Raw genomic sequence first — 23,488 nt, 5'->3', positions numbered from 1 at the left:
CAGGGGGAACCCCTACCGGGAAGGACCCGGAGGGGTGTCGGCTGCGGCGTTCAGACGTCGCGCCAGCGAGCGCACGAGCTCACGCAGGTCCTGCGGTGAATCGATGACGAAGGGGACCGGCAGGCCGGCGAGCACGGCGGGCAACCACTCCAGGCGCTCGGCCCGCAGCGTGACCCGCACCCACTGCTGCTCCCCTGGTACCTGCTCCACCGGTACCTGCTCGAGGGTGACCAACCCGGGCGGGAACAGCCCTGCGGCCTGCTCGAGGGTGGTGCGCACCCGCAGGGACACCTCGTGCCGCCACGGCACCTGGGCCAGGGCGGAGGCCACCTGGGCGCCGGCGTCGAAACCTGGCGGGACCTCGAACCCGTCGATCAGCACCTGCGCCGAACCGACGCGGTCCACCCGGAAGGCGCGCAGCTCCCCGCGGTCGGCGTCGGCGGCGCTGAGGTACCAGTGCCCGGAGGCGACCACCAGCCCGTAGGGGTGGACGGTGCGGTTGCTGCGGCGGCCGTCGGTGGCGGTGTAGGTCAGGGACAGCGCTCGCCGCTCGCGCACCGCCTGCTCCAGCACCAGCAGGACATCGGCCTGCGGGGTGCTGACCGGAGGAGCGGGGAGCGCGGCGTCCGCGACGGCGAGGAGCGTGTCGAGGCGCTGCACCACGGCGGCGGGCAGGACCCGCCGCAGCTTCGCCACCGCGGCATCGGCCACCCCCGGCGAGGTCGCCACCACCCCCGCCCGGCGAGCGGTGACCAACCCCAGCAGAACCGCGAGGGCCTCCTCGTCGGTGAGCATCAGCGGGGGCATGCGGTAGCCCGGGGCCAGGGTGATGCCGCCGTAGCGGCCCCGCAGCGAACGCACCGGCACGCCGAGCTCGACCAGGTGAGCCACGTAGCGGCGCAGGGTCCGCTCGTCGACGTCCAGCCGCTGGGCCAGGTCCGCCACGGTGCGGATGCGGGCGCTGGACTGCAGCAGCTCCAGCAGAGCCAGCACACGAGCGGTCGGACGGGTCACCCTCCCAGGGTGCCACCGATACCGGGCGGAAACTGTCCGGTACCGGTCCTAGCGTGGTGTGCATGACGAGCACCCCGCACTCCCCCGCCACCTCCTCCACCCCTGCCGCGCGCCTGATCTCGATGCGTCTGATCACCGACGACGTCGCGGGCCTGGTCACCTTCTACGAGCACGTCACCGCCGCGCCCGCGCAGTGGTCCACCCCCGACTTCGCCGAGGTGGTCACCGCGGTGGGCACCCTGGCCATCGCCAGCACGCGCACCGTGGCCCTCTTCGGTGCCGGCTCGGCGCGAGCGGGCGAGAACCACAGCGCGATCATCGAGTTCCTCGTCGCGGACGTCGACGCCGAGCACGCCCGGCTGCGCCCACTCGTGGACGGTGGCCTGGCGGAGCCGGTGACCATGCCGTGGGGCAACCGGTCCCTGCTGCTGCGCGATCCCGACGGGAACCTCGTCAACCTCTTCACTCCCGTCACGGCGCAGGCCATCGCCAAGTTCGGCCTCTGACCTGCAGCCGGCCGCGCCGGCGGCGGGGCTCGGGCGCGTCTCGGTCAGCTCAGGGCAGCTGTTCCGGTGCAGCTGCCCCTGCGGCGGGAACGGTGAGCAGCGACCGCAGGGTGCGCCTGAGCTCCCCGGCTCGGCGCGACCCGATCGAGCGCGTGAACTCCTCCTCGACCTGGAGGTTGATCCGCTCTGCCTGCTCGAAGAGTTCCCGTCCAGCCGGGGTGAGCTCGACGACGTTGCGGCGACGGTCCTGCGTCGACGGCCGCCGGGCGATGATCGCCTTGCGCTCCAGCCGGTCCAGCAGCGCCACCATGGACGTGCGGTCCACCCCGAGCACCGCGGCCACCTCCTGCTGCGATCGCCCTGCTGCCGCGGCGACCACCCGCAGGACCCCGAGGTCGCGGGCAGTGGTACCCAGCGGCTCCAGAGCGGCGTCCGTCTGTTCCTCCAGCTCCAGGTAGGCGTGCTTGAACAGGTAGCCCAGGACCTGGTCGTGCGCTCGAGCGGGCACGGGCGGGGCGGAGGAGCCGACGGTTGACATGCCGAGAACCTTACTCTTAAGCTGATCGTCAGTACTACTGATGATTGTTGGAGCTGACAAAGCTGAGAGGTACCTCCGGTTCCGCCGCTCCAGCCGTGCCGCACCCCGCGGCCTCACCCACCCGAGCTCCCCGAGGAGACACACCATGACGTCGTCCTACGCCGATTCCGCCGGCTTCCCCGTCGACGAACCGCAGCCGGTCATCACCTACCACCCGGTCACGGTCGACGCCCCGGGCCGCCCCGCCCCCCTCGAGGTCAAGGTTTCCGTGCCCGCCACGGGCACTGACCTGCCGGTCATCCTCCTCTCCCACGGTCACGGCGCGTCCAACTTCCTGGCCTCCATGAAGGGTTACGCCCCGGTGGTCGAGTTCTGGGCCGCCCACGGTTTCGCCGTCATCCAGCCCACGCACCTCGACGCCAACGAGCTCGGCCTGCGCGACACCGACCTCCCCGACGCGCCGCTCTTCTGGCACGACCGCGCCACCGACATGCACCACGTCCTCGACCACCTCGACGACATCCAGGACCAGGTCCCCGGCCTCGCCGCCCGCAGGCTCGACGCCGGACGAGTCACCGCTGTCGGTCACTCCCTGGGAGGCATGACCGTCGCGTCCCTGCTCGGCATGCAGGTCCAGGACCCCCGCGACCGGCGCGCCAAGGACCTCTCTGACCCCCGCATCAAGGCCGGCGTCATCATCGGCGCTCCCGGAGCGGGCCACGACCTCGCGGACTGGGCCCGGGAGAACTACCCCGTCCTGCAGCACCTCGACTTCAGCACCATGACGGGCAGGGGTCTCGTCATCGCCGGCGACGCGGACCTCAACCCGTTCTTCTCGGAGCGGATCAGCTACCGCTCCGACGCGTTCACCCTCAGCCCGGGGCCCGGCAAGACCCTCCTGACCTTCTTCGGAGCAGAGCACATCTACGGAGGCGTCTCCGGCTACGACGCGGCCGAGACCTCGGACGAGAACCCCGAACGGGTCGCCGCCCTGCGGGCCCTCGTGTGGGCGTACCTGCGCAGCCTCCTCTTCGCCGACGACCCCGCCTGGCAGAACTCTCTCGACGCCCTCACCAACGCCGAGCAGCCCCTGGCCGAGGTCGAGGCGAAGTAGCAGCAGGCGCACGAACCTCAGATCACCCCCGCCCTGACCTCGAGCGGCGTCCGACGGGAGTTCAGCAGGTCGAGACCGACGCTGTGCAGCGGCCGGGAAACTCGGGCAGAGGTGCACAGCCGCTGGCCGGGCCGGCGCGGGGGGGACGGCAACCGGATCGGACGAACGCGATTCTCTGCAGCGCAGGAGGATTCCCCGCGAGAGAGCCCGACCGTCCACGACAGTGAGCGTCGAGTTCATCGACGAGAACGAGGCCGCTACCAGCTCGAGCCGATCAGTCACGGCCCGCAGCTCGGCCCGGACCCCGTCATCACCGCCCGCATCGAACCTCCGGGTGTCGGTCGAGCGGTCCCCCGTGAGGACTACCGGGAAGTGTCCACCTGACGGTGACGACCCCGGCGCTGCACGTCCCTAGCCTCGTTCTCAAGGGACAACCGGCCGCCGGTGTCCGTCTGCAGAGGAGTCGTCGTGCGTGTGGTCAAACAGCTCGGATGCGTGATGATCGTTGCGCTGCTGGGAAGTCTCGTGGTGCGGGCAGCGCACTGGAACGCGCCGCTCACCCTGCTGCTGGGGCTCGCAGCAGCAGCAGCCACCGTCGTGGCGTACCGGTGGATCGTGCGCCGCACGGAGCGACGAGCTCCCACCGAGCTGCTGCTCCGCGGGGCCGGGCCGGCCCTGGGTCGCGGGGTGCTGCTCGGGTTCGCCCTGTTCGGCAGCGTCATCGCCCTGATGGCCGTCGTCGGGGACTACCGGATCGACGGATGGGGTTCCGCGTCCGGAGCTGCGGCTCTGCTCGGGTTCAGCGCCGCAGCCGCGGTGACGGAGGAAGTCGTCTTCCGTGGCGTGCTGTTCCGGGTGGTCGAGGGCCGGCTGGGCAGCTGGCCCGCTCTGATCCTGACGGCAGCCCTGTTCGGCGCCTCGCACCTGCTCAACCCGCACGCCAGTCCCTGGGGGGCCGTGGCCATCGCCGTCGAAGCCGGGGCGATGCTCGCCGCCGCCTACACGGCGACGCGGACCCTGTGGTTGCCGATCGGCGTGCACTTCGCCTGGAACTTCGCCGAGGGCGGCGTCTTCGGGATGAGCGTGTCCGGCACGGACCAGCCCCCGGGCCTGCTGCACAGCACCCTGGCCGGCTCGACCTGGATCACCGGCGGCGACTTCGGCCCGGAGGCCGGCGTGTTCTCGGTGCTGGTGTGCAGCACCGTCACCACCGGATTCCTCCTGCTCGCCCGTCGCCGCGGGAACCTGCGTCCCAGGAGTTCCGTCCGCACCGGGGGCATCGCCGCTCCTCACGAGGAGCCGAGGCCGGTCCGGTGAGCGAGAAGCTGCTCCTGGAGCGGTGGCGCAGGCTCGACGTCACGGCGCGAGACCTCCCGCTGGCCCTCGTGTTCGTGGTCGGGTCGTTGCTGCCCTCCTCCCAGGGTCACGGAACGCAGGTCGGGAACCTGCCGGCCCGCCCCTTCGACGCGCTGGCCGTCGTGGTCGTGCTGATGCAGTCGCTGCCCCTGCTGGGGCGGCGCAGGTGGCCGCTCGCGTGCCTGGCGGTGGTCTCGCTCGGTTTTCTCGTGGACCAGGTTCGCGCCTACCACTCCCTCGCCGGAACCGCGCTGGCCGTCGCGCTGTTCTCGGCCGGGGCGCACCAGGAACGGCACCGCCGGACCGGGGCGGTGCTGCTGTCGGCGGCCTACCTCCTGTTGGCCGTCCGACTCGACCAGCTCGGCTCCGGAGAACTGGTGAGCGGATTCGTGCAGTTCTACCTGCTGCTGGTCCTCGCCTGGGGCGCTGGTGCGTGGTGGCGCTCCACCCGCGCCGGCGAGGCCAGGCGGCAGCGGGCCGAGGCCGCGGTCGCCGTGGCCGCCGAGCGCACGCGGATCGCCGGGGAACTGCACGACGTCGTCACCCACCACGTGACCGCGATGGTGGTGCAGACCGAAGCAGCGCACTACCTGACCGGCGCGCCCGACAGGCTCGAGGCGACCCTGACCGAGATCGCCGACACGGGCCGGCGGGCGATCTCCGACCTGCGCCACCTCCTCGACCTGCTCGACCCCGGGCACGGCAGCGACGGGCCGGTGCGCCCCGGCGAGGTGGAGGTCCTCGTCGAGCAGGCACGTCGGGCCGGCCAGCCCGTGGAGTTCACGCAGGAAGGCAGGGTCGCGGTGAGCAGTGGCAGTGCGGAGTTCGTGACGTACCGGGTGGTGCAGGAGGCCTTGACGAACGCCCTCAAGCACGCGCGCGGCAGCGCCACGGCCGTCAGCGTCCAGCACCGGGCGCAGGAGATCACCGTGGAGGTGAGGACCCGGGCCGCGGAGGCGGTGGGCGAGGCGGTGGGTGGCAGCGGACGCGGACTGAGCGGTCTGCGTGAGCGGGTCACCGTCCTCGGCGGCGAGTTCAGCGCACGCCGCTGTGCGAACGGCGACTTCGTCGTCCGCGCCCGCATCCCTGCCGGGGCGTCGTCGTGAACCTCCCGGTCGAGGCGCCGATCAGGGTCCTGGTGTGCGACGACCAGGCCATGATCCGGGCCGGCTTCGCGACCATCATCGACGCCCAGGCCGACCTCGAGGTCGTCGGCGAGTGCGGCGACGGGCGCGCCGCGGTCGACCTCGCCGGCGAGTTGCGTCCCGACGTGGTGGTGATGGACGTGCGCATGCCCGTCCTCGACGGGATCGGCGCGACGCGCCTGCTGGCCGGCCCGGGCGTCGAGCCGCCGACGAAGGTCCTCATCGTCACCACGTTCAACCTCGACGAGTACGTCTACGAAGCCCTGCGCGCCGGCGCCAGCGGTTTCCTGCTCAAGGACGCGCGGCCTGCCCAGCTCCTGCACGGGATCCGGACCGTGGCCGCCGGAACCTCCCTGCTCGCGCCGGAGGTCACCCGGCGGCTCGTCGGCCGCTACGCCTCACGGATCCGAGCGACCCGGCGAGCACCGGAGGACACCGTCCTCACGCGGCGCGAACTCGAGGTCCTGCGGCTGATCGCCGACGGGTTGTCCAACAGCGAGATCGCTGCGACGTTGACCCTCAGCCCGGAGACGGTGAAGACGTACGTGTCCCGGCTGCTCGCCAAGCTCGACCTGCGTGACCGCGTCCAAGCCGTCGTGTACGCGTACCGGCACGGGCTGGTGACCTAGGGCGTCGACCGCTGCGAGCAGCGGGGCTGGCTGCGCCGCCTCCAGAACCCGACCGACCGCCGCTCGTCCCTGCTGGAACTCACGCCGGAGGGCCGGGAACTGGTCGACGCCGCGCACGCGACCGTCACCCGGCGACTCGCGGAACTGCTCGGGCCGCTGACGTCGGCGCAGCTCTCGGGTGCTGCCGCGGCCCTGGCGCAGCTGCGGCGGAACCTCGAGACCGGGCGGGTCGGAACTCCCGCCGGTCAGGACGTCACCAGGCGACGACACCGTGACGGTCGCGGAACACGCCGGTCGGGCCGTCGGTGCCGATGCTCGCGAGTTCGACGATCGCGTCGGTCCCCTCGGTGACGGTCTGCGGGCCGCCGTGGCCGTTGAAGTCCGTGGCGGTGTAGCCGGGGTCGACGGCGTTGAACTTCACGTCGGGCAGCGCCTTGGCGTACTGCGTGGTCAGCATCGTCACCGCCGCCTTGGACGAGGTGTAGAGCGGGGCGGCGAGCCGGCCTTCGACGCGCTCGGGGTCGTGGGTCACGGCGAAGGACCCGAGACCGCTGGACACGTTGACGACGACGGGGTTCGAGGACTTGCGCAGCAACGGCAGGAACGCGTGGGTCACCCGCACGATGCCGAACACGTTGACGTCGTAGACGGCCGCGGCGTCGGCGGCGGTCAGTTCGTCGGCCGGCGTGAACGGGCCGGAGACCCCCGCGTTGTTGACGAGGACGTCGACGGTGCCCTCGTGGGCGGCGACGTCGTCGACCGCGGCCTGCACGGACGCGTCGTCGGTCACGTCGATCTGGACGAAACGCGCACCGAGGGCCTCGGCGGCGGCCTGCCCGCGCTGGGGGTCGCGAGCGCCGATCAGGACGGTGTGCCCGGCGGCGATGAGGCGGCGGGCCGTCTCGTAGCCGAGGGACTTGTTGGCTCCGGTGATGAACGTGGTGGTCATGGGAAGACCATCGCCCGTTTCCTCGGGCTCAACCAGTGCCCGCTGCGACGGTGGGACGCGCAGTACCAGGCTGGGACCGCGTCCGACGCCTCGCGAGGGGGCAGGATGGTCTCGTGGTGGAAGGCGAGAACCTCGGAACGGCGCTGCGGCGGTGGCGGGACCGGCTGACCCCGGAGGCCGTCGGCCTGCCGCACCGGGCGAAGCGGCGGGCGGCGGGGTTGCGGCGGGAGGAGCTCGCCGACCTCGCGGGCCTCTCCGTCGACTACGTCGTGCGGTTGGAGCAGGGCCGGGCCACGAACCCCTCGGCCCAGGTCGTGGCCACGCTGGCCCGTGCGCTGCAACTGAGCCGGGAGGAGCGGGACCACGCCTACCGGCTGTCCGGTCTGCTGCCCCCTGCGGACGGGACGATCTCCCACCTCGTCCCCGCCGGTGTGCAACGGATGCTGTCCCGGCTCGGGGCCTTCCCCGTCGGCGTGTTCGCCGCGGACTGGACGCTGCTGACCTGGACCCCGTCGTGGGCGGTGCTCATCGGCGACCCGAGCGGGAAGCCCGCGAAGGAGCTCAACCTCATCCGGGCCGTCTTCACCGAGGGGCGCAGCGGGCTCTCGAACTGGCCGGTGCGCCACGAGGACGTGGGTCTGCCCGCGGCGCTCGTCGCGGACCTCCGCTCGGCGCTGGTCGACTACCCGCACGACCAGGGCCTGATCGCCCTGACCGCGGAGATGAAGGCCGCGAGCCCGGAGTTCGCGCGCTACTGCCGGGAGGGGACCGTGGGACGCCACGTCTCCTCGCGCAAGACCGTCGAGCACCCCGACGTCGGCGACATCACCCTCGACTGCGACGTCCTGACCGCTCCGGGTTCCGACGTCCGGCTCGTGGTCTACACCCCGGTGCCGGGTTCGGTGGACGAGGAGAAGCTGGAGTTCCTGCGGGTCACCCGAGGGCAGCGCGCCGGCGACGCGCCGTCCACTCCAGCACCCGTTCGACCGGCCACGTCGTGACGACGCGCTCGGCGGGGACGCCGCACTCCTCGGCGCGCGCGCAGCCGTAGGGCTGCCAGTCGAGCTGGCCGGGCGCGTGCGCGTCGGTGGAGAGGGTGAACGTGCAGCCGGCCTCGACGGCCTGCCGCAGCAGCGCCCGCGGTGGGTCGAGGCGTTCGGGACGGGCGTTGATCTCCACCGCGACGTCGAACTCGACGCAGGCCGCGAACACCTGCTCGGCGTCGAAGTCGCTCGGTGGGCGGCCCTTCTCGCCGACCCGGCCGTGCCCGCCCTTGACCATCCGCCCGGTGCAGTGGCCGAGGACGTCCATCCGGCCCGAGCGGATCGCGGTGAGCATGCGGCGGGTCATCGCGTCGCCGGGCATGCGGAGTTCGGAGTGCACCGAGGCGACGACGACGTCGAGGCGTTCCAGCAGGTCGGGCGGGCAGTCCAGGACCCCGTCCCTGCCGATGTCGACCTCGATGCCGGACAGCAGCCGGAACGGTCGCAGCGGCGCAGCGAGGGCCTCGATCTGGGCCAGCTGGTCCTCCCGACGGCCCCGGTCCAGACCGTTGGCGACCTTGAGACCCTCGGAGTGGTCGGTGACGGCGATGTAGTCGTGACCGAGCTCGACGGCGGTGAAGGCCATCTCGGCGAGCGGACTGCCGCCGTCGCTGGCGTCGGTGTGGGTGTGCAGGTCGCCCTTCAACTGCGCGCGCAGCGCCTCCCCGCCCTCGACGAGGGGGCCCGCTGCGTCCTCGAGCTTCCGGAGGCGGTCCGGGGTGCGGCCGGCGGCGGCCTGCGTGACGAGCTCGGCCGACGACTTCCCGATCCCCTTCAGGTCGGTCAGCGTGCCGGCGGCGAGGCGGGTGTCGAACTCCTCGGCGGGGAGGGCCAGCAGGACCGAGGCGGCCTTGCGGAACGCTTCGACCCGGAAGCTGCTCGCCTGTTCGCGTTCCAGCAGGAAAGCGGTGCGCCGCAACGCCTGCACGGGATCCACGGCCACCTCCAGGTCGGGGTCGAGCTGAGCGTGGACCACTCTGCCCCATCGCCACGACACCGGCACCGTCAGCAGCACCCCGTCGGGTCCTCTATGCTGGACGGGCTTCGGCACCAGTGCCGCAGCGCCACGCCCTCATCGTTTAGTGGCCTAGGACGCCGCCCTTTCAAGGCGGTAGCACGGGTTCGAATCCCGTTGGGGGTACGCAGCAGCCCTGCCGTCAGGTGGTGCCGAACGGTGGTCACGACCACCGGCCGACATCGGGTAAGGTCTTCTCTGCAAGCAAGCACCACAGCAAGACAAGGTCTCTTCTGAGGCCCCGTAGCGCAGTTGGTTAGCGCGCCGCCCTGTCACGGCGGAGGTCGCGGGTTCGAGTCCCGTCGGGGTCGCTCGTCGTGTCGGTTCACCGACCCGGCACGGCCAGGTAGCTCAGTTGGTAGAGCGTCCGACTGAAAATCGGAAGGTCAGCGGTTCGACCCCGCTCCTGGCCACCTGGAAAGAACCTCCCGAAGGCCCTGACGCACCCGCGTCGGGGCCTTCGTCGTTCCCAGCCGGCCTCCAGCCCCACCCTGCGCTGCGCCGAGGTCCGGCCGTTAACCTCCTGGCGTGCCTGCGATCCCGAGTCCCGCCCTCATCGGCCCCGCCGTCCTCGGGGGGTACGTCCTCGGACGCACGACGGGGAACCGCGCGCTCGCCGGGGTCGCGCTCGCGGCCGGTCTGGGCCTCGCCCTCCCCCGCTGGGCGAAGCGCTCCCCCGTCCTTGCGATCGCCCTGGCCCTGGGCACGGTCGGTCTCGTGGGCGTCTCGCACCCGCTGTCCCAGCGCCTGGGCCCGTGGCCGGCCGTGCTGACGACGTCCGCGGCCGCCGCCGTCCTGGCGGGCGTGGGCGACGGCCTCGCGGGACGGGTCGGCAGCGCCGGGTCGTGACCCCCCACGGGGCGAGTCCCGACTGGCGCGCGCTGGCCGCCGGGGCACCCGCCACCGCCCTCCTGCTCGGCAGCACCGTGCAGTGGGCCTCGCCGGGGCTCGCGGAGTTCGTCCTGGTCGACCCGCCCGCCCTCGTCGGCACCGACGCCCTGGACCTCGTCCTGGCGGCCGACCGCCCCCGCGCCCGCGCCGCGCTGAGGGCCGTGCGAGAGCCGGGGCAGCGTTCCGGGCCGCTGCGGCTGCGGCCCGCCGCACGTCCTGAGGTGCGCCTCGAACTCGTCGCCCGGGCCCGCGCCGCCGACCACCTCGTGGTGGCGGCCTGGGACGTCTCCCACCGGCTGGCGGTGGAACGGGAGCTCGGGCACCGCGCGAGCCACGACCACCTCACCGGGCTGCCCAACCGCGCGCTCCTGGCGGACCGCTGGGGCCGTTCCCGCTCCCGGGTGCAGGCCGACCCCGCCCTGGCCACGTTCGTCCTCCTGTGCGACGTCGACGGGCTGAAGGAGGTCAACGACGGGCTCGGGCACCGGGCCGGGGACGCCCTGCTCGTCGAGGTCGCCCGCCGGCTGGCCGCGGAGGTCCGCCCGAGCGACACCGTCGCCCGTCTCGGTGGGGACGAGTTCGTGGTCCTGGTCGAGGCGGTGCCCTCGGCCCACGTCGAGGCCCTCGCCCACCGGTTGCGCCGGAGCATCGCCGTGGTGCAGGCCGGCGTCCACGTGCGGCTCTCGGTCGGCTGGGCCGCCGACGACCTCACCCGCACCACGGAGGCCGTGCTGGCGGAGGCGGAGGCGCGCATGTACGAGGACAAGCGTGCAGGTCGCAGCATCGACCTGCCCGGGATCCACGGCACCGGTCCGCACGCCTGAGGGCGGCGACGTCAGATCCGGTCCGCCGTCAGGTCGCGCACCTGCGCGTAGCGCTCCCGCACGTGCGGGGTCGGGTCGGCCTCGAAGGTCTGCGACGCGTTCAACGTCCAGTCCGGTGGGGCCTCTGCACCGGAGAGCACCCACGCCGCCTGCCGCGCGGCACCGTCGGCGACGTACTCCCCCGGTTCGGGGACGACGACGGGACGGGCCAGCACCGCGGGAGCCAGACGCCGCACGGCCTCCGAACGCGCCCCGCCGCCGACGAGCACGACGCGCCCGATCTCGACCCCCTGGGCCACGAGGGCGTCCAGGCCGTCGGCGAGACCGCACAGCAGTCCCTCGACGGTGGCGCGGGCCACGTGCGCGGGGGTCGAGGTCGACAGTGTGAGTCCGTGCAGCGCGCCGGTGGAGTCCGGCTTCACCGGGGTCCGCTCCCCCTCCAGGTAGGGCACGAAGACGAGTCCCCCGCTGCCGGCGGGGGCCGAGAGGGCCAGCCGGGACAGCTCGTCGTGGTCGACCCCCAGCATCCGGGCGGCGGCGTCCAGGACGCGGGCGGCGTTGAGCGTGCAGACCAGCGGCAGGTAGCGACCGCTCGCGTCGGCGAACCCGGCGACCAGACCGCTCGGGTCGTGGGTCGCGACGTCGCTGACGACGCTGACGACGCCGGACGTCCCGATCGACACGACGACGTCACCGACCCGGGCCCCCACCCCGAGGGCGGCGGCCATGTTGTCCCCGGTCCCCGGCCCGATCAGGGCACCCCGGGAGAGAGCGCTGGCGCTGGCGCCTGCGGACTCCGCCGGCCCCAGGACGTCCGGCAGGTCCGGCGAGGCGCCGAAGGCGGACTGCAGCAGGTCCGTGCGGTAGCCCCCCTCGGCGGGTGACCAGTAGCCCGTCCCGGACGCGTCCCCGCGATCCGTCACCAGCCGCGCCCCCTGACCGCCGGCCAACTTCCAGGTCAGCCAGTCGTGCGGGAGGCAGACCGCGGCGGTGCGGGCCACGTTCTCGGGCTCGTGCTCGGCGATCCAGCGCAGCTTGGTGATCGTCAGCGAGGCCACCAGGACGCTGCCGACCTGGTCGGCCCAGGCCTTCGGGCCGCCCAGCTCGGCGGTCAGCGCCTCGGCCGCGGGCGCGGAGCGTCCGTCGTTCCAGAGCAGCGCGGGCCGGACGACCTCGCCGGACTCGTCGAGCAGCACCGAGCCGTGCTGCTGGGCGCCGACGGCGAGCGCGTCCACGTCGTCGAGGCCACCGGCGTCGGCGACGGCCTCCTCGAGGGCCTGCCACCAGCGTGCGGGGTCGATCTCGGTGCCGTCGGGGTGCTTGGCCCGCCCGATCCGCAGCAACTCGCCCGTTCCGGCGTCGCGGACGACGACCTTGCAGGACTGGGTCGAGGAGTCGATCCCGGCCACGACACGGCGGTCCGTTCCGCCTCCGACGCTGGTCATGGGCACAGCTAACAGCATGCGCGGCAGCCGTGCGGGACACGCTCGTGGGCCGTCCGGGGTGTCCAGGTGGCGACCGGGATGCCGGAAGGTCTCGCGAACATGTACCGTTGGAGCCACGGAGAGATGACAGCTGCTCCGGGGTCAGCACTGTCTGCCCCGGCCGACGCGCGAGGGGGTCGACGCCATGGGGCGCGGCCGTCAGAAGGCCAAGCAGACGAAGGTCGCTCGGGAGCTGAAGTACTTCAGTCCCGACACCGACTACAACGCTCTGCAACGTGAGCTTCACGGGCCCGACCCGTACCGCCAACTCGGGCGACCAGAGCCCCAGAAGGCGCCGGAGTCTGACGTGGTAGAGGACGACGACTCGGAGGACGAAGCCGAGGACTGGTCGAAGTACACCGCGACGGACGACCACGACGAGTGGACGTCCAAGCGCCGAGCCTGACCGGCTCGGAGGCTACGGGTCTACCGCAGCACGCACGACCGAGGCATCGCACGAGGCGTGTCCCGCCTCCACCGCCGTCACCAACCCTGGTGCCGGCCCTGGAGGAGGGTCACGCCTCCTGCGATGCCCTTGCCGTTGCTGGGGCCGTCCGCCTCGGTGCGTCCACGCACCTCGCCGCACACCCACGCCGGGATGCCGGCCTGTTCCAGGGTGGCCACCACGGCGTCGACGCTGTCGGGACGCACGACGGCCAGCATGCCCACGCCCAGGTTCAGGGTGCGCTCGAGGTCGTCCGTCGGCACCCGGCCGAGGTCGCGGACCAGGCTGAACACCGCACCCGGGGTCCAGGTCGTGCGGTCCACAACGGCCGTCACGTCCGCCGGCAGGCAGCGCGCCAGGTTGGCCGCGAGGCCGCCCCCGGTCACGTGACTCATGGCGTGCACGCCACCGGAGCTCAACGTGGCCAGCGCGGGCCGGGCGTAGATCCGGGTCGGGACGAGGAGCTCCTCGCCCAGGGTGCGGCCGAACTCCTCCACGTGCCGGTCGTAGGCCCACCCGGCGTCGGCGAAGACGCGGCGGACCAGCGAGTACCCGTTGGAGTGCAGCCCGGAGCTGGCCATCGCGACGAGCACGTCGCCGACCTCGACGCGTTCCGCGCCCAGCAGCTCGTCGGCCTCGACGACCCCCGTGACCGCTCCGGCGACGTCGTACTCCTCCGGCCCGAGGAGCCCGGGGTGCTCGGCGGTCTCGCCGCCGACCAGCGCCACGCCCGCCTCTTCGCAGCCGCGGGCGATGCCGGCGACGATCGCGGCCATCCGCTCGGGGACGACCCGTCCGCACGCGATGTAGTCGGTCATGAACAGGGGCGTCGCACCGCAGACGACGATGTCGTCGACGACCATGCCGACGAGGTCGGAGCCGATGGTGTCGTGCCGGTCGAGCGCCTGCGCGATCGCGACCTTCGTGCCGACCCCGTCGGTGCTGGTGGCCAGCAGCGGGCGGCGGTAGTCCTTGAGCACCGAGACGTCGTAGAGGCCGGCGAAGCCGCCGAAGCCGCCGACGACCTCGGGTCCCTGGGTCCGGGCGACGGACGCCTTCATGAGCTCGACGGCGCGGTCCCCCGCGACGACGTCGACCCCTGCGTCCGCGTACGTCGTCCCCGCGGGTGTCGTCGCCGGTGTCGTCGTCGCGCTCACTGCTGGGCCCCCTGGGCGGGTTCGGACCGGGAGACCGGTGTGATCGGGATGCGCGGCTTGTCCATCGCGTGCTCGCCGAGACGGTCGAGGTCGTTCAGCGGGACGGGGTACTCGCCGGAGAAGCAAGCGGTGCAGAGCCGCTCGACGGGCTGCTCGGTCGCCTCGATCATGCCCTCGGTCGAGATGTAGCCGAGCGAGTCGGCCCCGATGCTCTGGGCGATGTCCTCGACGGAGAGGCCGTTGGCGATCAGCTCGGCCCGGGTCGCGAAGTCGATGCCGTAGAAGCACGGCCACTTCACCGGCGGAGAGGAGATCCGGACGTGGATCTCGGCGGCGCCGGCCTCGCGCAGCATCCGGATCAGGGCGCGCTGGGTGTTGCCGCGGACGATCGAGTCGTCCACGACGACGAGGCGCTTGCCCGCCACGACGTGCTTGAGCGGGTTCAGCTTCAACCGGATCCCGAGCTGGCGGATCGTCTGGTTGGGCTGGATGAAGGTGCGGCCCACGTAGGAGTTCTTCACCATCCCCTGTCCGTAGGGGATGCCGGACTCCTCGGCGTAGCCGATGGCGGCGGGCGTCCCGGACTCCGGGGTGGGGATGACGAGGTCGGCCTCGACGGGGTGTTCGCGGGCCAGGACCCGGCCCATCTCGACACGGGCCTCCTGGACGACCTTGCCGTTGATGGCGGTGTCCGGGCGGGCCAGGTAGACGTACTCGAAGACGCAGCCCTTGGGCTTGGCCTCGGCGAAGCGAGTGCTGCGCAGGCCGTCCGCGTCGATGGCGATGAGCTCGCCGGGTTCGATCTCGCGGACGAAGCTCGCACCGACGATGTCCAGCGCGGGGATCTCCGAGGCCACGACCCAGCCGCGGTCCAGGCGCCCCAGGACCAGCGGGCGGATGCCCTGGGGGTCCCGTGCGGCGTAGAGGGTGTGCTCGTCCATGAAGACGAGGCTGAAGGCGCCCTGCACGTGCGGCAGGACCTCCGCGGCCGTCGCTTCGAGCGTGTGGTCGGGGTCCCCGGCGAAGAGGGCCGTGAGGATCGCGGTGTCCGTGGTGTTGCCGCGGGCCAGCTCGCTGGGCGAGGGCCGTCCGGGCAGCACGGGACGGGCGGAGTTCGGGTAGCGCTCGGCCTGCAGGTCGCGCAGCGCGAACAGGTTCGTGAGGTTCCCGTTGTGCGCGAGCGCCACGGTCCCGCCGGCGGTGTCGCCGAGGGTGGGCTGGGCGTTCTGCCACCCGCCGCCACCGGTCGTGGAGTAGCGGGCGTGACCGACCGCGATGTGCCCCTGGAGGGACTCCAGCGCGGACTCGTCGAAGACCTGGGACACCAGACCGGTGTCCTTGAAGACGAGGATCTGCTCGCCGTTGCTCACGGCGATGCCAGCTGCCTCCTGCCCCCGGTGCTGCAGGGCGTAGAGACCGTAGAAGGTCAGTTTGGAGACTTCCTCACCGGGAGCCCAGACCCCGAAGACGCCGCAAGCGTCCTGAGGTCCTTTCTCGCCGGGAAGCAGGTCGTGGTTCAGACGTCCGTCACCGCGGGCCACGCTCGAAGTGTGTCACACCCCCGCGTCGGGGACCGACGTCAACGACCGCGTCGGGGACCGACGTCAACGACGGCGGCCGCGCCGCACGCGGGGAGCGGGTCGGGTCCCGGTGCGGCGGTCCACGAGCACGGCCACCAGACCCCCCAGCAGGACCCCGAACAGGGCCAGCGCGCAGAACAGGTACCCGAAGAGGGCGCGTTGGGAGTAGCCGTCGCGCGCCGGGGTCACGGCCGCGACGACCGCGGCGACGACGAAGGCGAGCACCAGTCCGGTGACGACGAAGGCGCGGAACCGGGGCGCCCGACGACGGGTGACCTGGACGAACGCGGTGCCCTCGCGCTCCGGCGACACCTCGGGGGACACCTGAGGGGTCTCCTCCGGCGCGTCGCCGGGGGACGGGGTCTGGGCCTGCTCGCTCACGGGTGAACGGTACGCGGTGGGACGAGCGGCAGCAGTTCGCCGAGGTCTGCGCGGTTGCCGCTGGCCTGGACCCGTCCCGCGGCCCGGGCCGCGTCGAACTCCGTCCGGCCCGTCGCGAGCTCGATCCAGGTCGTGGCGTCCATCTCCACGACGGCCGGCGGGGTGCCCCGGGTGTGCCGCGGGCCCTCGATGACCTGCACCGCCGCGAACGGCGGTACGCGCACCTCGACGCTCCCCCCGGGGTAGCGGGCCGCGAGCTCCTCCAGCGAGTACCGCACGGCGGTGGCCAGCACCGGCCGGCCGGGCTTCTCGCCCCGTTCCCAGAGGTCCTCCACGGCGCGGACGGCGGCGAGGCCTTCGGCGGGGTCGGTGCGGCGACGGGTGGGCATCGCGTCATCGTCCCAGGTCGAGCGTTCCAGGTCAGGCGCGGACCACCGGGCCGGGGACGGGCTGCGGGACGTGACCTGGCACACCCGACAGACCCGGCAGACCGGGCGCTGCGGGCACTCCGCCGTCGCCGGCGCGGACGAGGAGGACGACGACCACCGCCACGACGACGGCCACGACGAGGGCGAGCCCGAGCAGCGCGACGGCCAGGCCGGGGTGCGGGTGGGGAGGGTGTTCGACCTCGAGACGGTCCGGGGCAGCGGTTCTCGTGGTGCGCACGTGGACCTCCTCACCGAGGGCCGGCGGCGACCCCCTGCCGGTCGTCGCCGCCACCAGTAGACACCTGGACGGGGCCGCTGTCAGCAGGCCCCGAGCCGGACCCGGAGTCAGGTCCCGAGTCGGGCGCGGGGTTGCGGCGCAGGGCCACCGCGACGGTGCCCAGGAGGGCGAGCACGACGACGGCGAGGACGGGGACCGAGACGTCGTAGGCGACCCCGGCGGAACTGCTGAACCCGACGGCGAGCGCCGGGACGGCCATCCCGAGGTAGCCGGCCAGGAAGATGCCGGCGGCCGCCTCACCGCGGGCACCCGCCGGGGCCAGCGAGGTCGCCGTCGTGAGCGAGCCCTTGAGCAGGACGCCGACGCCCGCCCCCGCCACGACCGAGCCGCCGAGGAACACCGCGACGAGCCCGAGCACCACCCCGACCCCGAGACCGACGACGCCGAGGGCGGTGAGGGCCAGCCCGATCCGCACCTGGTGGGTGGCGTGCAGGCGGACGAGGAGGACCTGGCTGAGCGCCGCCGCCGCGAGGACGGCGAAGGTGCTCGCCCCGCCGGTCACCGGGCCGGGGTGCCCGAGGGAGGCCAGGACCGCGGGGGCGAGGGAGGTGAAGAGCCCCAGGACGGCGAAGAGCGCGAAGGAGGCGAGGGCGGCGGCGAGGTAGCGGCCCCGGGCGGCGGCCGGGACGGCGATCCGCTGGACGCGGTAGGGCCGGTGCTCGCGCTCGACGGTCTCGGGGACGAGCAGCGCGACGGCCGCGGCGGCGAGCAGCAGCAGGACGAGGAAGACCTCGTGCGGGACCCGCAGCGGGTCCCCGAGGTGGCCGACGAGCAACCCGGCGACGAGGGCCCCGAGGCCGAGGCCGCCGAGGTTGGCGGCGGTGGCGACGACGGCGCCGAGCCCCGGCCTGCGGGAGGCGGTCCGGCCGTGGAGCTCGGCGAGGTACGCGGTGGCGGTGGGGGTCAGCGCCCCGACGGCGAGCCCGGTCACGACCCGGGCGACGATGAGGACCGCGAGGTTCGGGGTGAGCGCGAGGGCGAGCGCGGCGACGGCCTCGAGCACGAGGGCGGGGGCGAGGACCCGGCGCCGGCCCAGGTGGTCGGAGAGGTGCCCGACGGTGAAGAGGGCGATCGCGACGCCGGCCGCGTAGACCGCGAAGGCGACGGTCACCACGACCGTGGGCAGCCCGTCGCGTTGGCGGTAGAGGGCCCACAGCGGGGTCGGCACGGTGGCGAAGGCCAGCGCGGTCGCGAAGGCGGAGGCGACGATCCAGAAGCCGAGACGGTGCCGGCGGTTCGATCCCATGGACCGTGCAAGCACCGGTCGGCACGAAGCCTTCCGTTCCACCGCTGGGCGGTGGGACCATCCATCGCGATCAACGATGGAAGAGCGGGATGGGAGTGCGGTGGAGCTGCGTCAGCTGGAGGTGTTCCTCGCCGTCGTGGAGGCGGGGACGATCAGCGCGGCCGCCCGGCGGCTGGGGGCCGCGCAGTCCGCGGTGAGCACCGTCGTCCGGGCGCTGGAGGAGGACCTGGGCGTCGCCCTGTTCGTCCGCACCTCACGCCGGGCCGTCGTCACCGACGCGGGCCGGGCCCTGCTCCCGGAGGCCCGACGGGTGCTCGCCGGGGTCTCCGAGGCGCGCTCGGCGGTGCTCGACGCCGACGGCGGACCCTCCGGGCCGCTGGCCGTGGGCGTCGTGACGACGATGCACCCGGTGGACCTGCCCCTGCTGCTGCAGCGGTTCACGACGGCGAACCCCCGGGTGTCGGTGTCGATGCGGGTGTTCGCGGACGGTTCGCGGGGTCTGCTGCGCGCCCTCGTCGGCGGCGAGCTGGACGTCGCGTTCCTGTCCTGGCCGTTCCGGCCGCCGGCGAGCGTCGTGCTGCGCCACCTCGACCGGAGCGCCTTCCGGTTGCTGCTGCCCCCGGGGCACCCGCTGGCCTCCTCGGCCCCGGTGGAACTGGCGGACCTCGCGGGGGACCGCTGGATCGACGGGCCGCCGGGTTTCGCGAACCGCCTGCAGGTCGACGCGCTGTTCGCGCGGGTCGGCGCGACGCGACGGGTGGTCCTGGAGGTGCCGGACGTCTCGACGTTCCCCCGCTACGTCGCCGCCGGTCTCGGCCCGGCGTTCGTGCCGGGTTCGGTCCCCGTCCGGGCCGGCTGCCACGAGCAGCCCGTCGCGGGTGAGCCGCTGAGCTGGACGTTGTCGCTGGCGACCTCGCGTCCCTCCCCCGAACGTCCCGTGCGCAAGGCCGTCACCGCCTTCACCGAGGCCGTCGACCGCCACGTCCGCCGCTCCGCGCCCGACCCGGGAGTCAGCACTCGGGGACGTTGACCCCGACGGTGGGGCGGCCGATGACGGTGAGGGCGAGACCGCCGAGGGAGGTCTCCTTGTACTCCGAGCGCATGTGCGCGCCGGTCTGGCGCATGGTGGCGATCGCGGTGTCCAGGCTCACGACGTGGCTGCCGTCGCCGCGCATCGCGGTGCGGGCCGCGTGGATCGCGGTGGTCGCGCCGACGGCGTTGCGTTCGATGCAGGGGATCTGGACGAGCCCGCCGACGGGGTCGCAGGTGAGGCCCAGGTGGTGCTCGACGGCGATCTCGGCGGCGTTCTCCACCTGCTCGGGCGTTCCCCCGAGGACCTCGGCGAGACCGGCCGCGGCCATCGCGCTGGCCGAACCCACCTCGCCCTGGCACCCGACCTCGGCGCCGGAGATGGAACCCGTCTCCTTGAGGATGATCCCGATCCCCCCGGCCGCCAGCAGGAACCGGACCGTCCCGGCGTCGTCGGCGCCGCGGACGAAACGCCGGTAGAAGTGCAGCACGGCGGGGACGATGCCCGCGGCGCCGTTCGTCGGGGCCGTGACGACCCGGCCGCCGGCGGCGTTCTCCTCGTTCACCGCGAGCGCGAAGAGGCTGACCCAGTCCATCGCGTGCAGGACGTCGGCGGCGGTGTTCCCCTCCTCGGAGAGGAGTTCGCGGTGCAGGCGCGGGGCGCGGCGGCGGACGCCGAGCCCGCCGGGGAGGGTTCCGTCGGTGACGAGGCCGTGGTCGACGCAGGCGGCCATGGCGGCGAAGATGTCCAGCAGCCCGGAGTCCACGTCGTTCCCGGAGCGGAGGCTCTCCTCGTTGCGGCGCACCAGGTCCGCGACCCCGAGGCCGGTCGAGCGGCAGTGGTCGAGGAGTTCCTGGGCGCTGCGGAAACCGTGCGGCAACCCCGCCCCGGTCCCCACGACGGGTTCGCTCGCGTCCAGCGGGTGGTCGCGGACGAAACCCCCACCGACGGAGTACGACGTCCGTTCGGCGACGACGTCACCGGCGGCGTCGCGGGCCGTGAACACCATGCCGTTGGGGTGGGCGGGCAGCGAGGTCCGGCCGATCAGGCGGACGTCGCCGTCGAGGTCGAAACCCACCGCGTGCCGGCCGAGGACCCGCAGTTCACCGCTGCGCCGGATCTCGTCGAGGAGCCCTCCCACGGCGTCGGGATCGATGAGTTCGGGCCGTTCACCGAGCAGTCCCAGGACGACGGCCCGGTCGGTGCCGTGTCCGCGGCCGGTGGCCCCCAGCGATCCGTAGAGGTCGATGGTGACGGAGACGACCCGTTCCAGCGCGGCGGTTCCCTCGAGGTGCTCGGCGAAGGCGAGGGCGGCGCGCATCGGGCCGACGGTGTGCGAGCTCGACGGGCCGATGCCGATGGAGAACATGTCGAAGACGGACAGCGGAGCGCTCACGCGTCAGCGCTCCCGACGGTAGAAGGGCAGTGCGACGACCTCGACGGGCAGTTCGGAACCGCGGACGTCGACGGCCAGCGCGGTGCCGGGGGCGGAGAGCGCGGCGTCGACGTAGGCCATCGCGACGGGGTAGCCGAGCGTGGGCGACAACGCGCCGCTGGTGACCTCCCCGACCGGGTTCCCGTCGGAGACGACGGCGTACCCGGCACGGGGAGCCCGGCGCCCCGATCCCTTCAGGCCGACCAGCACCCGGGCGGGTGCGACCTCGGCGAGTCGTCGCAGCGCCTCGAGCCCGACCGGTCCCGGGTCCTTGTCCAGCTTCACGACACGGCCGAGGCCGGCGGCGAACGGGCTGGTCCCGCGGGTGAGTTCGTGGCCGTAGAGCGGCATCCCCGCCTCCAGGCGCAGGGTGTCCCGGCAGGCCAGCCCGGCGGGGACCCCACCGTGCTCCCGGGCCGCGGACAGCAGCGCGTCCCAGACGGTGACCGCGTGCTCGACCGGGGCGAACACCTCGAAACCGTCCTCCCCGGTGTACCCGGTGCGCGCGAGCAGCACGGGGACGTCGCGCAGGGTGGCGGACGCGCTGCGGTAGTAGCCGAGCGCGTCGAGGTCGACGTCCACGAGGGGTCCGAGGATCGCCACCGACGCCGGCCCCTGCACCGCGACGAGGGCCCAGCGGGCGGTCTCGTCGGCGACGTGGACGTCGAAGGGGCGACACCGGTCGGCGATGGCCACGACGACGGGTTCGACGTTCGCGGCGTTGGCGACGACGAGGAACTCCTGCTCGCCGAGGCGGTAGGTCACGAGGTCGTCGACGATCCCGCCCTCGTGGTCGACGAGCATCCCGTAGGCCGCCCGGCCGATCGGCATGGTCGAGGCCCGCCCGACGAGGGCCGCGTCCAGCGCCGCTCCCGCCTCGGGGCCGGTGACCCGGATCTCTCCCATGTGCGAGAGGTCGAAGACCCCGGCGCTCTCGCGGACGGCCTTGTGCTCGGCGAGGTCGGAGGCGTAGCGCAGCGGCATCTGCCAGCCGGCGAAGTCGGTGAAGGAGGCGCCGAGCGCCGCGTGGACGTCGGCGAGGGGCGTGCTCGTCGGGCTGGCCGTCGAGCTGCTGACCTGGGTGTTCACAGGGCTCCTCTCGTCGCGACCGCGCGGTGCGGTCGCGTGCTGGACCCCCTCTGTCGCGGAACCTGAGAGCTTCACCCTGCGGGGCAGGGCTTTCCCCGTCGGTGAGGACCCAGGGGTCCTGCTCTCCAGAGCGGCCTGCCCGTGGCGGTACGTGGACCTGAGAGGTTCCGGGGTGGTTGCTCCTTCGGTGCCCACCGGTGGGACCGGTGAGGCTCTCCCGCCCGGGGGAAGCGGCCGTGTGTTCAGTTGTGCTGCCCGTCAGCGTGGCACACGACCGCCCCTGGGGACCAGCGCCGCCGCGTCCCGCCGCGCCGGCTCAGAGCTCCCCGGTGAGGAACTGGGCGCGGCCGTGGCCGAAGGACCAGTCGGCGTCGGAGTTCTCCACGACCGAGACGACGACGTCGGAGGGTGCGGTCCCGCAGCGGGTGCGCAGCCGCTCGACGAGCAGGCGGTAGAACGCCTCCTTCTGCGCGCGCGGGCGGGGGCGGCTGGTCACCTGCAGCACGACGACGTCGCGGGTGCGCTCGATGCCGAGGCCGGTGTCGTGGACGACGAGCTCGCCCTCGGGGTGCTGGTGGACGACCTGGTACCGGTCGCCGTCGGGGACGCCGAACGCCTCGACCACGGCGGCGTGGGCGGCGTCGAGCAGCGTGGCGACCTCGTCGGGGCGACGGCCGGCGACGAGGTCGAAGCGGAGCAGGGGCACGAGAACCTCCAGGTAGTTTGTCCTGTCATTCTGACATGACTGAACCGGTCGTGTCCCGCACCACCAGCCGCGGGGCGAGGACGACGTCGGCGGGGCCCGGATCGTCCGCGCCGTCCAGGCGCCGCACGGCCGCCCGCACCGCGCACGCCGCCTGCCCCGCCGCGTCCTGGCTCACCGACGTCAGCCGCACGTGCCCCAGCCGGGCCAGGAGGCTGTCGTCGTAGCCGGTCACCGACACCCGCCCGGGGACCGCGATCCCGTCCCGCAGGAGGACGTCGAGGACGCCGAGCGCGATCCGGTCGCTGGCGGCCACCACCGCCGTCCCCGTCCACCCCCCACCCAGGACCCGCCGGGTGGCGGCCGCCCCGCCCTCCTCGTCGAAGGTCCCCTCCACGACCCGCCCGCGCACCCCGGCGGCCGCGACGGCGGCCTCGAACCCGGCGCGGCGGTCGGCGGCGATGTCCCCCGCACCGCCCGAGACGTGCAGCAGGTCCCGGTGACCCAGGCCGACCAGGTGCTCGACCAGCAGCCGCGTCCCGACCTCGTCGGAGGCGCGCACGACGTCGGGCCTCGGCGACCCGGGGTCCGCGAGGCGCGGCCGCCGTCCCAGGACCACGACGGGGACGCGTCGCCGCAGCTTCGCCAGCTCCGCACCGGGCAGTTCCGGCCCGAGCAGCAGCAGCGCCTCGCAGCGGGAGTCGAGCAGGGTCTCGACCGCCGCCCGCTCCCCCCGCGTGCGGGTCACCGCAGCGAGCACGACGTCGTAGCCGGCCTCCTCCGCGGCGTCCTGCAGCTCCTCGACGAGCTCGGCGTGGAAGGCGTTGCGGACGGCCACGGTGATCCCGAGCAGGCGGGTGCGCCGCAGCGCGAGGCTGCTCGCCGCGCGGTCGGCGCGGTACCCGAGGTCGGCGGCCGCCCGCAACACGCGGGCAGCCGTCTCGGCGCTGGGCCCCGGAGCCCCCCGCAGGGCGAGGGACACCATGCCCTTCGACACCCCGGCCCGGGCCGCGACGTCCTTGATCGTGGGTCGAGCGGACACCGGACTGCCTCCTTGGCCCGCTTGACAACGGCGGACGGTCGAACCGATTCTAGCGGCATTCGTTCAAACCGGTTTGAAACCACGTCGCACCAGTGCCGGTGCCGACCCGCGACCCCTCCCGAGAGGCCCGACCGATGCCCCCCACC

25 protein-coding genes, 3 tRNA genes and 2 riboswitches are annotated in these 23,488 nt (G+C 73.5%); of the genes, 13 read left to right on the top strand and 15 right to left on the bottom strand.

The window, feature by feature from the left end; all coding sequences use genetic code 11:
- Positions 1-12 precede the first annotated feature (12 nt).
- Complete coding sequence (locus AC0I8G_RS10070) at positions 13-1,014, bottom strand: helix-turn-helix transcriptional regulator (protein WP_471729789.1); 1,002 nt, start codon at positions 1,012-1,014, stop codon at positions 13-15.
- A gap of 62 nt (positions 1,015-1,076) precedes the next feature.
- Here AC0I8G_RS10070 and AC0I8G_RS10065 point away from each other — a divergent pair, with 62 nt between their 5' ends.
- Positions 1,077-1,520: a VOC family protein gene (locus AC0I8G_RS10065; protein WP_471729788.1), complete on the top strand. Its 444-nt coding sequence runs from the start codon at positions 1,077-1,079 to the stop codon at positions 1,518-1,520.
- Positions 1,521-1,569: 49 nt separating this feature from the next.
- Here the strand turns inward: AC0I8G_RS10065 and AC0I8G_RS10060 are convergent, their stop codons facing one another.
- Entirely contained in the window at positions 1,570-2,058 is a 489-nt protein-coding gene (locus tag AC0I8G_RS10060) for a MarR family winged helix-turn-helix transcriptional regulator (protein WP_471729787.1), read from the bottom strand.
- A gap of 145 nt (positions 2,059-2,203) precedes the next feature.
- On the opposite strand from AC0I8G_RS10060, the gene AC0I8G_RS10055 reads away from it, so the two are divergent.
- From AC0I8G_RS10055 to AC0I8G_RS10040, 4 genes are all read left to right on the top strand, one after another.
- A complete protein-coding gene (locus tag AC0I8G_RS10055) occupies positions 2,204-3,172 on the top strand; it encodes an alpha/beta hydrolase family protein (RefSeq protein WP_471729786.1) in 969 nt (322 codons plus the stop codon).
- A 468-nt stretch (positions 3,173-3,640) separates the two neighbouring features.
- Complete coding sequence (locus AC0I8G_RS10050) at positions 3,641-4,489, top strand: lysostaphin resistance A-like protein (RefSeq protein ID WP_471729785.1); 849 nt, start codon at positions 3,641-3,643, stop codon at positions 4,487-4,489.
- Positions 4,486-5,634 carry a sensor histidine kinase gene (locus AC0I8G_RS10045; RefSeq protein WP_471729784.1) on the top strand — a complete coding sequence of 383 codons (1,149 nt, stop codon included), beginning with the start codon at positions 4,486-4,488 and terminating at the stop codon, positions 5,632-5,634. The genes AC0I8G_RS10050 and AC0I8G_RS10045 overlap by 4 nt, the downstream gene beginning before the upstream one ends.
- Positions 5,631-6,302 carry a response regulator gene (locus AC0I8G_RS10040; RefSeq protein WP_471729783.1) on the top strand — a complete coding sequence of 224 codons (672 nt, stop codon included), beginning with the start codon at positions 5,631-5,633 and terminating at the stop codon, positions 6,300-6,302. Before AC0I8G_RS10045 ends, AC0I8G_RS10040 begins: the two co-directional genes overlap by 4 nt.
- Positions 6,303-6,555: 253 nt before the next feature.
- Here AC0I8G_RS10040 and AC0I8G_RS10035 read toward each other — a convergent pair whose 3' ends face one another.
- Positions 6,556-7,251: an SDR family NAD(P)-dependent oxidoreductase gene (locus tag AC0I8G_RS10035; protein WP_471729782.1), complete on the bottom strand. Its 696-nt coding sequence runs from the start codon at positions 7,249-7,251 to the stop codon at positions 6,556-6,558.
- A gap of 113 nt (positions 7,252-7,364) precedes the next feature.
- Here AC0I8G_RS10035 and AC0I8G_RS10030 point away from each other — a divergent pair, with 113 nt between their 5' ends.
- Positions 7,365-8,252 carry a helix-turn-helix transcriptional regulator gene (locus tag AC0I8G_RS10030; RefSeq protein ID WP_471729781.1) on the top strand — a complete coding sequence of 296 codons (888 nt, stop codon included), beginning with the start codon at positions 7,365-7,367 and terminating at the stop codon, positions 8,250-8,252.
- Here AC0I8G_RS10030 and AC0I8G_RS10025 read toward each other — a convergent pair.
- Positions 8,185-9,270: a PHP domain-containing protein gene (locus tag AC0I8G_RS10025; protein WP_471729780.1), complete on the bottom strand. Its 1,086-nt coding sequence runs from the start codon at positions 9,268-9,270 to the stop codon at positions 8,185-8,187. The two genes, AC0I8G_RS10030 and AC0I8G_RS10025, sit on opposite strands and share 68 nt — an antisense overlap.
- Before the next feature lie 92 nt (positions 9,271-9,362).
- On the opposite strand from AC0I8G_RS10025, the gene AC0I8G_RS10020 reads away from it, so the two are divergent.
- The 5 genes from AC0I8G_RS10020 to AC0I8G_RS10000 all read left to right on the top strand — a co-directional run bounded on the left by AC0I8G_RS10020 (position 9,363) and on the right by AC0I8G_RS10000 (position 11,024).
- A tRNA-Glu gene (locus AC0I8G_RS10020) sits at positions 9,363-9,435 on the top strand.
- A 111-nt stretch (positions 9,436-9,546) separates the two neighbouring features.
- A tRNA-Asp gene (locus AC0I8G_RS10015) sits at positions 9,547-9,620 on the top strand.
- Positions 9,621-9,649: 29 nt separating this feature from the next.
- A tRNA-Phe gene (locus tag AC0I8G_RS10010) sits at positions 9,650-9,722 on the top strand.
- Between the two features lie 115 nt (positions 9,723-9,837).
- Complete coding sequence (locus tag AC0I8G_RS10005) at positions 9,838-10,158, top strand: hypothetical protein (RefSeq protein WP_471729779.1); 321 nt, start codon at positions 9,838-9,840, stop codon at positions 10,156-10,158.
- Positions 10,155-11,024, top strand: coding sequence for a GGDEF domain-containing protein (locus tag AC0I8G_RS10000; RefSeq protein WP_471729778.1), 870 nt, complete (start codon positions 10,155-10,157; stop codon positions 11,022-11,024). Before AC0I8G_RS10005 ends, AC0I8G_RS10000 begins: the two co-directional genes overlap by 4 nt.
- An 11-nt stretch (positions 11,025-11,035) precedes the next feature.
- Here the strand turns inward: AC0I8G_RS10000 and xylB are convergent, their stop codons facing one another.
- Positions 11,036-12,469, bottom strand: coding sequence for a xylulokinase (xylB, locus tag AC0I8G_RS09995; protein ID WP_471729777.1), 1,434 nt, complete (start codon positions 12,467-12,469; stop codon positions 11,036-11,038).
- A gap of 184 nt (positions 12,470-12,653) precedes the next feature.
- Here xylB and AC0I8G_RS09990 point away from each other — a divergent pair, with 184 nt between their 5' ends.
- Positions 12,654-12,914, top strand: a complete 261-nt coding sequence (locus tag AC0I8G_RS09990) for a DUF3073 domain-containing protein (RefSeq protein WP_328293037.1) — start codon at positions 12,654-12,656, stop codon at positions 12,912-12,914.
- 77 nt (positions 12,915-12,991) lie between these two features.
- On the opposite strand, the gene purM is transcribed toward AC0I8G_RS09990, so the two are convergent.
- The 6 genes from purM to AC0I8G_RS09960 all read right to left on the bottom strand — a co-directional run bounded on the left by purM (position 12,992) and on the right by AC0I8G_RS09960 (position 18,043).
- Positions 12,992-14,110: a phosphoribosylformylglycinamidine cyclo-ligase gene (gene purM / locus AC0I8G_RS09985; protein ID WP_471729776.1), complete on the bottom strand. Its 1,119-nt coding sequence runs from the start codon at positions 14,108-14,110 to the stop codon at positions 12,992-12,994.
- Entirely contained in the window at positions 14,107-15,651 is a 1,545-nt protein-coding gene (gene purF / locus AC0I8G_RS09980) for an amidophosphoribosyltransferase (protein WP_380160696.1), read from the bottom strand. The genes purM and purF overlap by 4 nt, the downstream gene beginning before the upstream one ends.
- Positions 15,652-15,714: 63 nt before the next feature.
- Positions 15,715-16,071, bottom strand: a complete 357-nt coding sequence (locus AC0I8G_RS09975; RefSeq protein ID WP_471729775.1) for a hypothetical protein — start codon at positions 16,069-16,071, stop codon at positions 15,715-15,717.
- Entirely contained in the window at positions 16,068-16,460 is a 393-nt protein-coding gene (locus AC0I8G_RS09970; protein WP_471729774.1) for a sterol carrier family protein, read from the bottom strand. The genes AC0I8G_RS09975 and AC0I8G_RS09970 overlap by 4 nt, the downstream gene beginning before the upstream one ends.
- A 31-nt stretch (positions 16,461-16,491) precedes the next feature.
- Positions 16,492-16,737: a hypothetical protein gene (locus AC0I8G_RS09965; protein WP_471729773.1), complete on the bottom strand. Its 246-nt coding sequence runs from the start codon at positions 16,735-16,737 to the stop codon at positions 16,492-16,494.
- Between the two features lie 10 nt (positions 16,738-16,747).
- Positions 16,748-18,043, bottom strand: coding sequence for an MFS transporter (locus AC0I8G_RS09960; protein WP_471729772.1), 1,296 nt, complete (start codon positions 18,041-18,043; stop codon positions 16,748-16,750).
- Positions 18,044-18,143: 100 nt separating this feature from the next.
- On the opposite strand from AC0I8G_RS09960, the gene AC0I8G_RS09955 reads away from it, so the two are divergent.
- Positions 18,144-19,073, top strand: a complete 930-nt coding sequence (locus AC0I8G_RS09955; protein ID WP_471729771.1) for a LysR family transcriptional regulator — start codon at positions 18,144-18,146, stop codon at positions 19,071-19,073.
- Here the strand turns inward: AC0I8G_RS09955 and AC0I8G_RS09950 are convergent.
- The 4 genes from AC0I8G_RS09950 to AC0I8G_RS09935 all read right to left on the bottom strand — a co-directional run bounded on the left by AC0I8G_RS09950 (position 19,054) and on the right by AC0I8G_RS09935 (position 23,342).
- The gene (locus tag AC0I8G_RS09950) at positions 19,054-20,442 is read right to left on the bottom strand and encodes an L-serine ammonia-lyase (protein ID WP_471729942.1); all 1,389 of its coding nucleotides are present in this window, start codon (positions 20,440-20,442) and stop codon (positions 19,054-19,056) included. The genes AC0I8G_RS09955 and AC0I8G_RS09950 overlap by 20 nt on opposite strands.
- A gap of 30 nt (positions 20,443-20,472) precedes the next feature.
- Positions 20,473-21,597, bottom strand: a complete 1,125-nt coding sequence (gene gcvT / locus AC0I8G_RS09945) for a glycine cleavage system aminomethyltransferase GcvT (protein ID WP_471729770.1) — start codon at positions 21,595-21,597, stop codon at positions 20,473-20,475.
- A 44-nt stretch (positions 21,598-21,641) separates the two neighbouring features.
- Positions 21,642-21,731: riboswitch (glycine riboswitch) on the bottom strand.
- 1 nt (position 21,732) lies between these two features.
- Positions 21,733-21,827: riboswitch (glycine riboswitch) on the bottom strand.
- An 86-nt stretch (positions 21,828-21,913) separates the two neighbouring features.
- Positions 21,914-22,303: a tautomerase family protein gene (locus AC0I8G_RS09940; RefSeq protein ID WP_471729769.1), complete on the bottom strand. Its 390-nt coding sequence runs from the start codon at positions 22,301-22,303 to the stop codon at positions 21,914-21,916.
- 25 nt (positions 22,304-22,328) lie between these two features.
- Entirely contained in the window at positions 22,329-23,342 is a 1,014-nt protein-coding gene (locus AC0I8G_RS09935; RefSeq protein ID WP_471729768.1) for a LacI family DNA-binding transcriptional regulator, read from the bottom strand.
- Positions 23,343-23,488: the final 146 nt, after the last annotated feature.

The sequence above is a fragment of the Kineococcus sp. AC630 genome, from assembly GCF_979255925.1.
The sequence above is the reverse complement of the archived record's forward strand: the minus strand, read 5'-3'. Positions and strand labels throughout refer to the sequence as shown.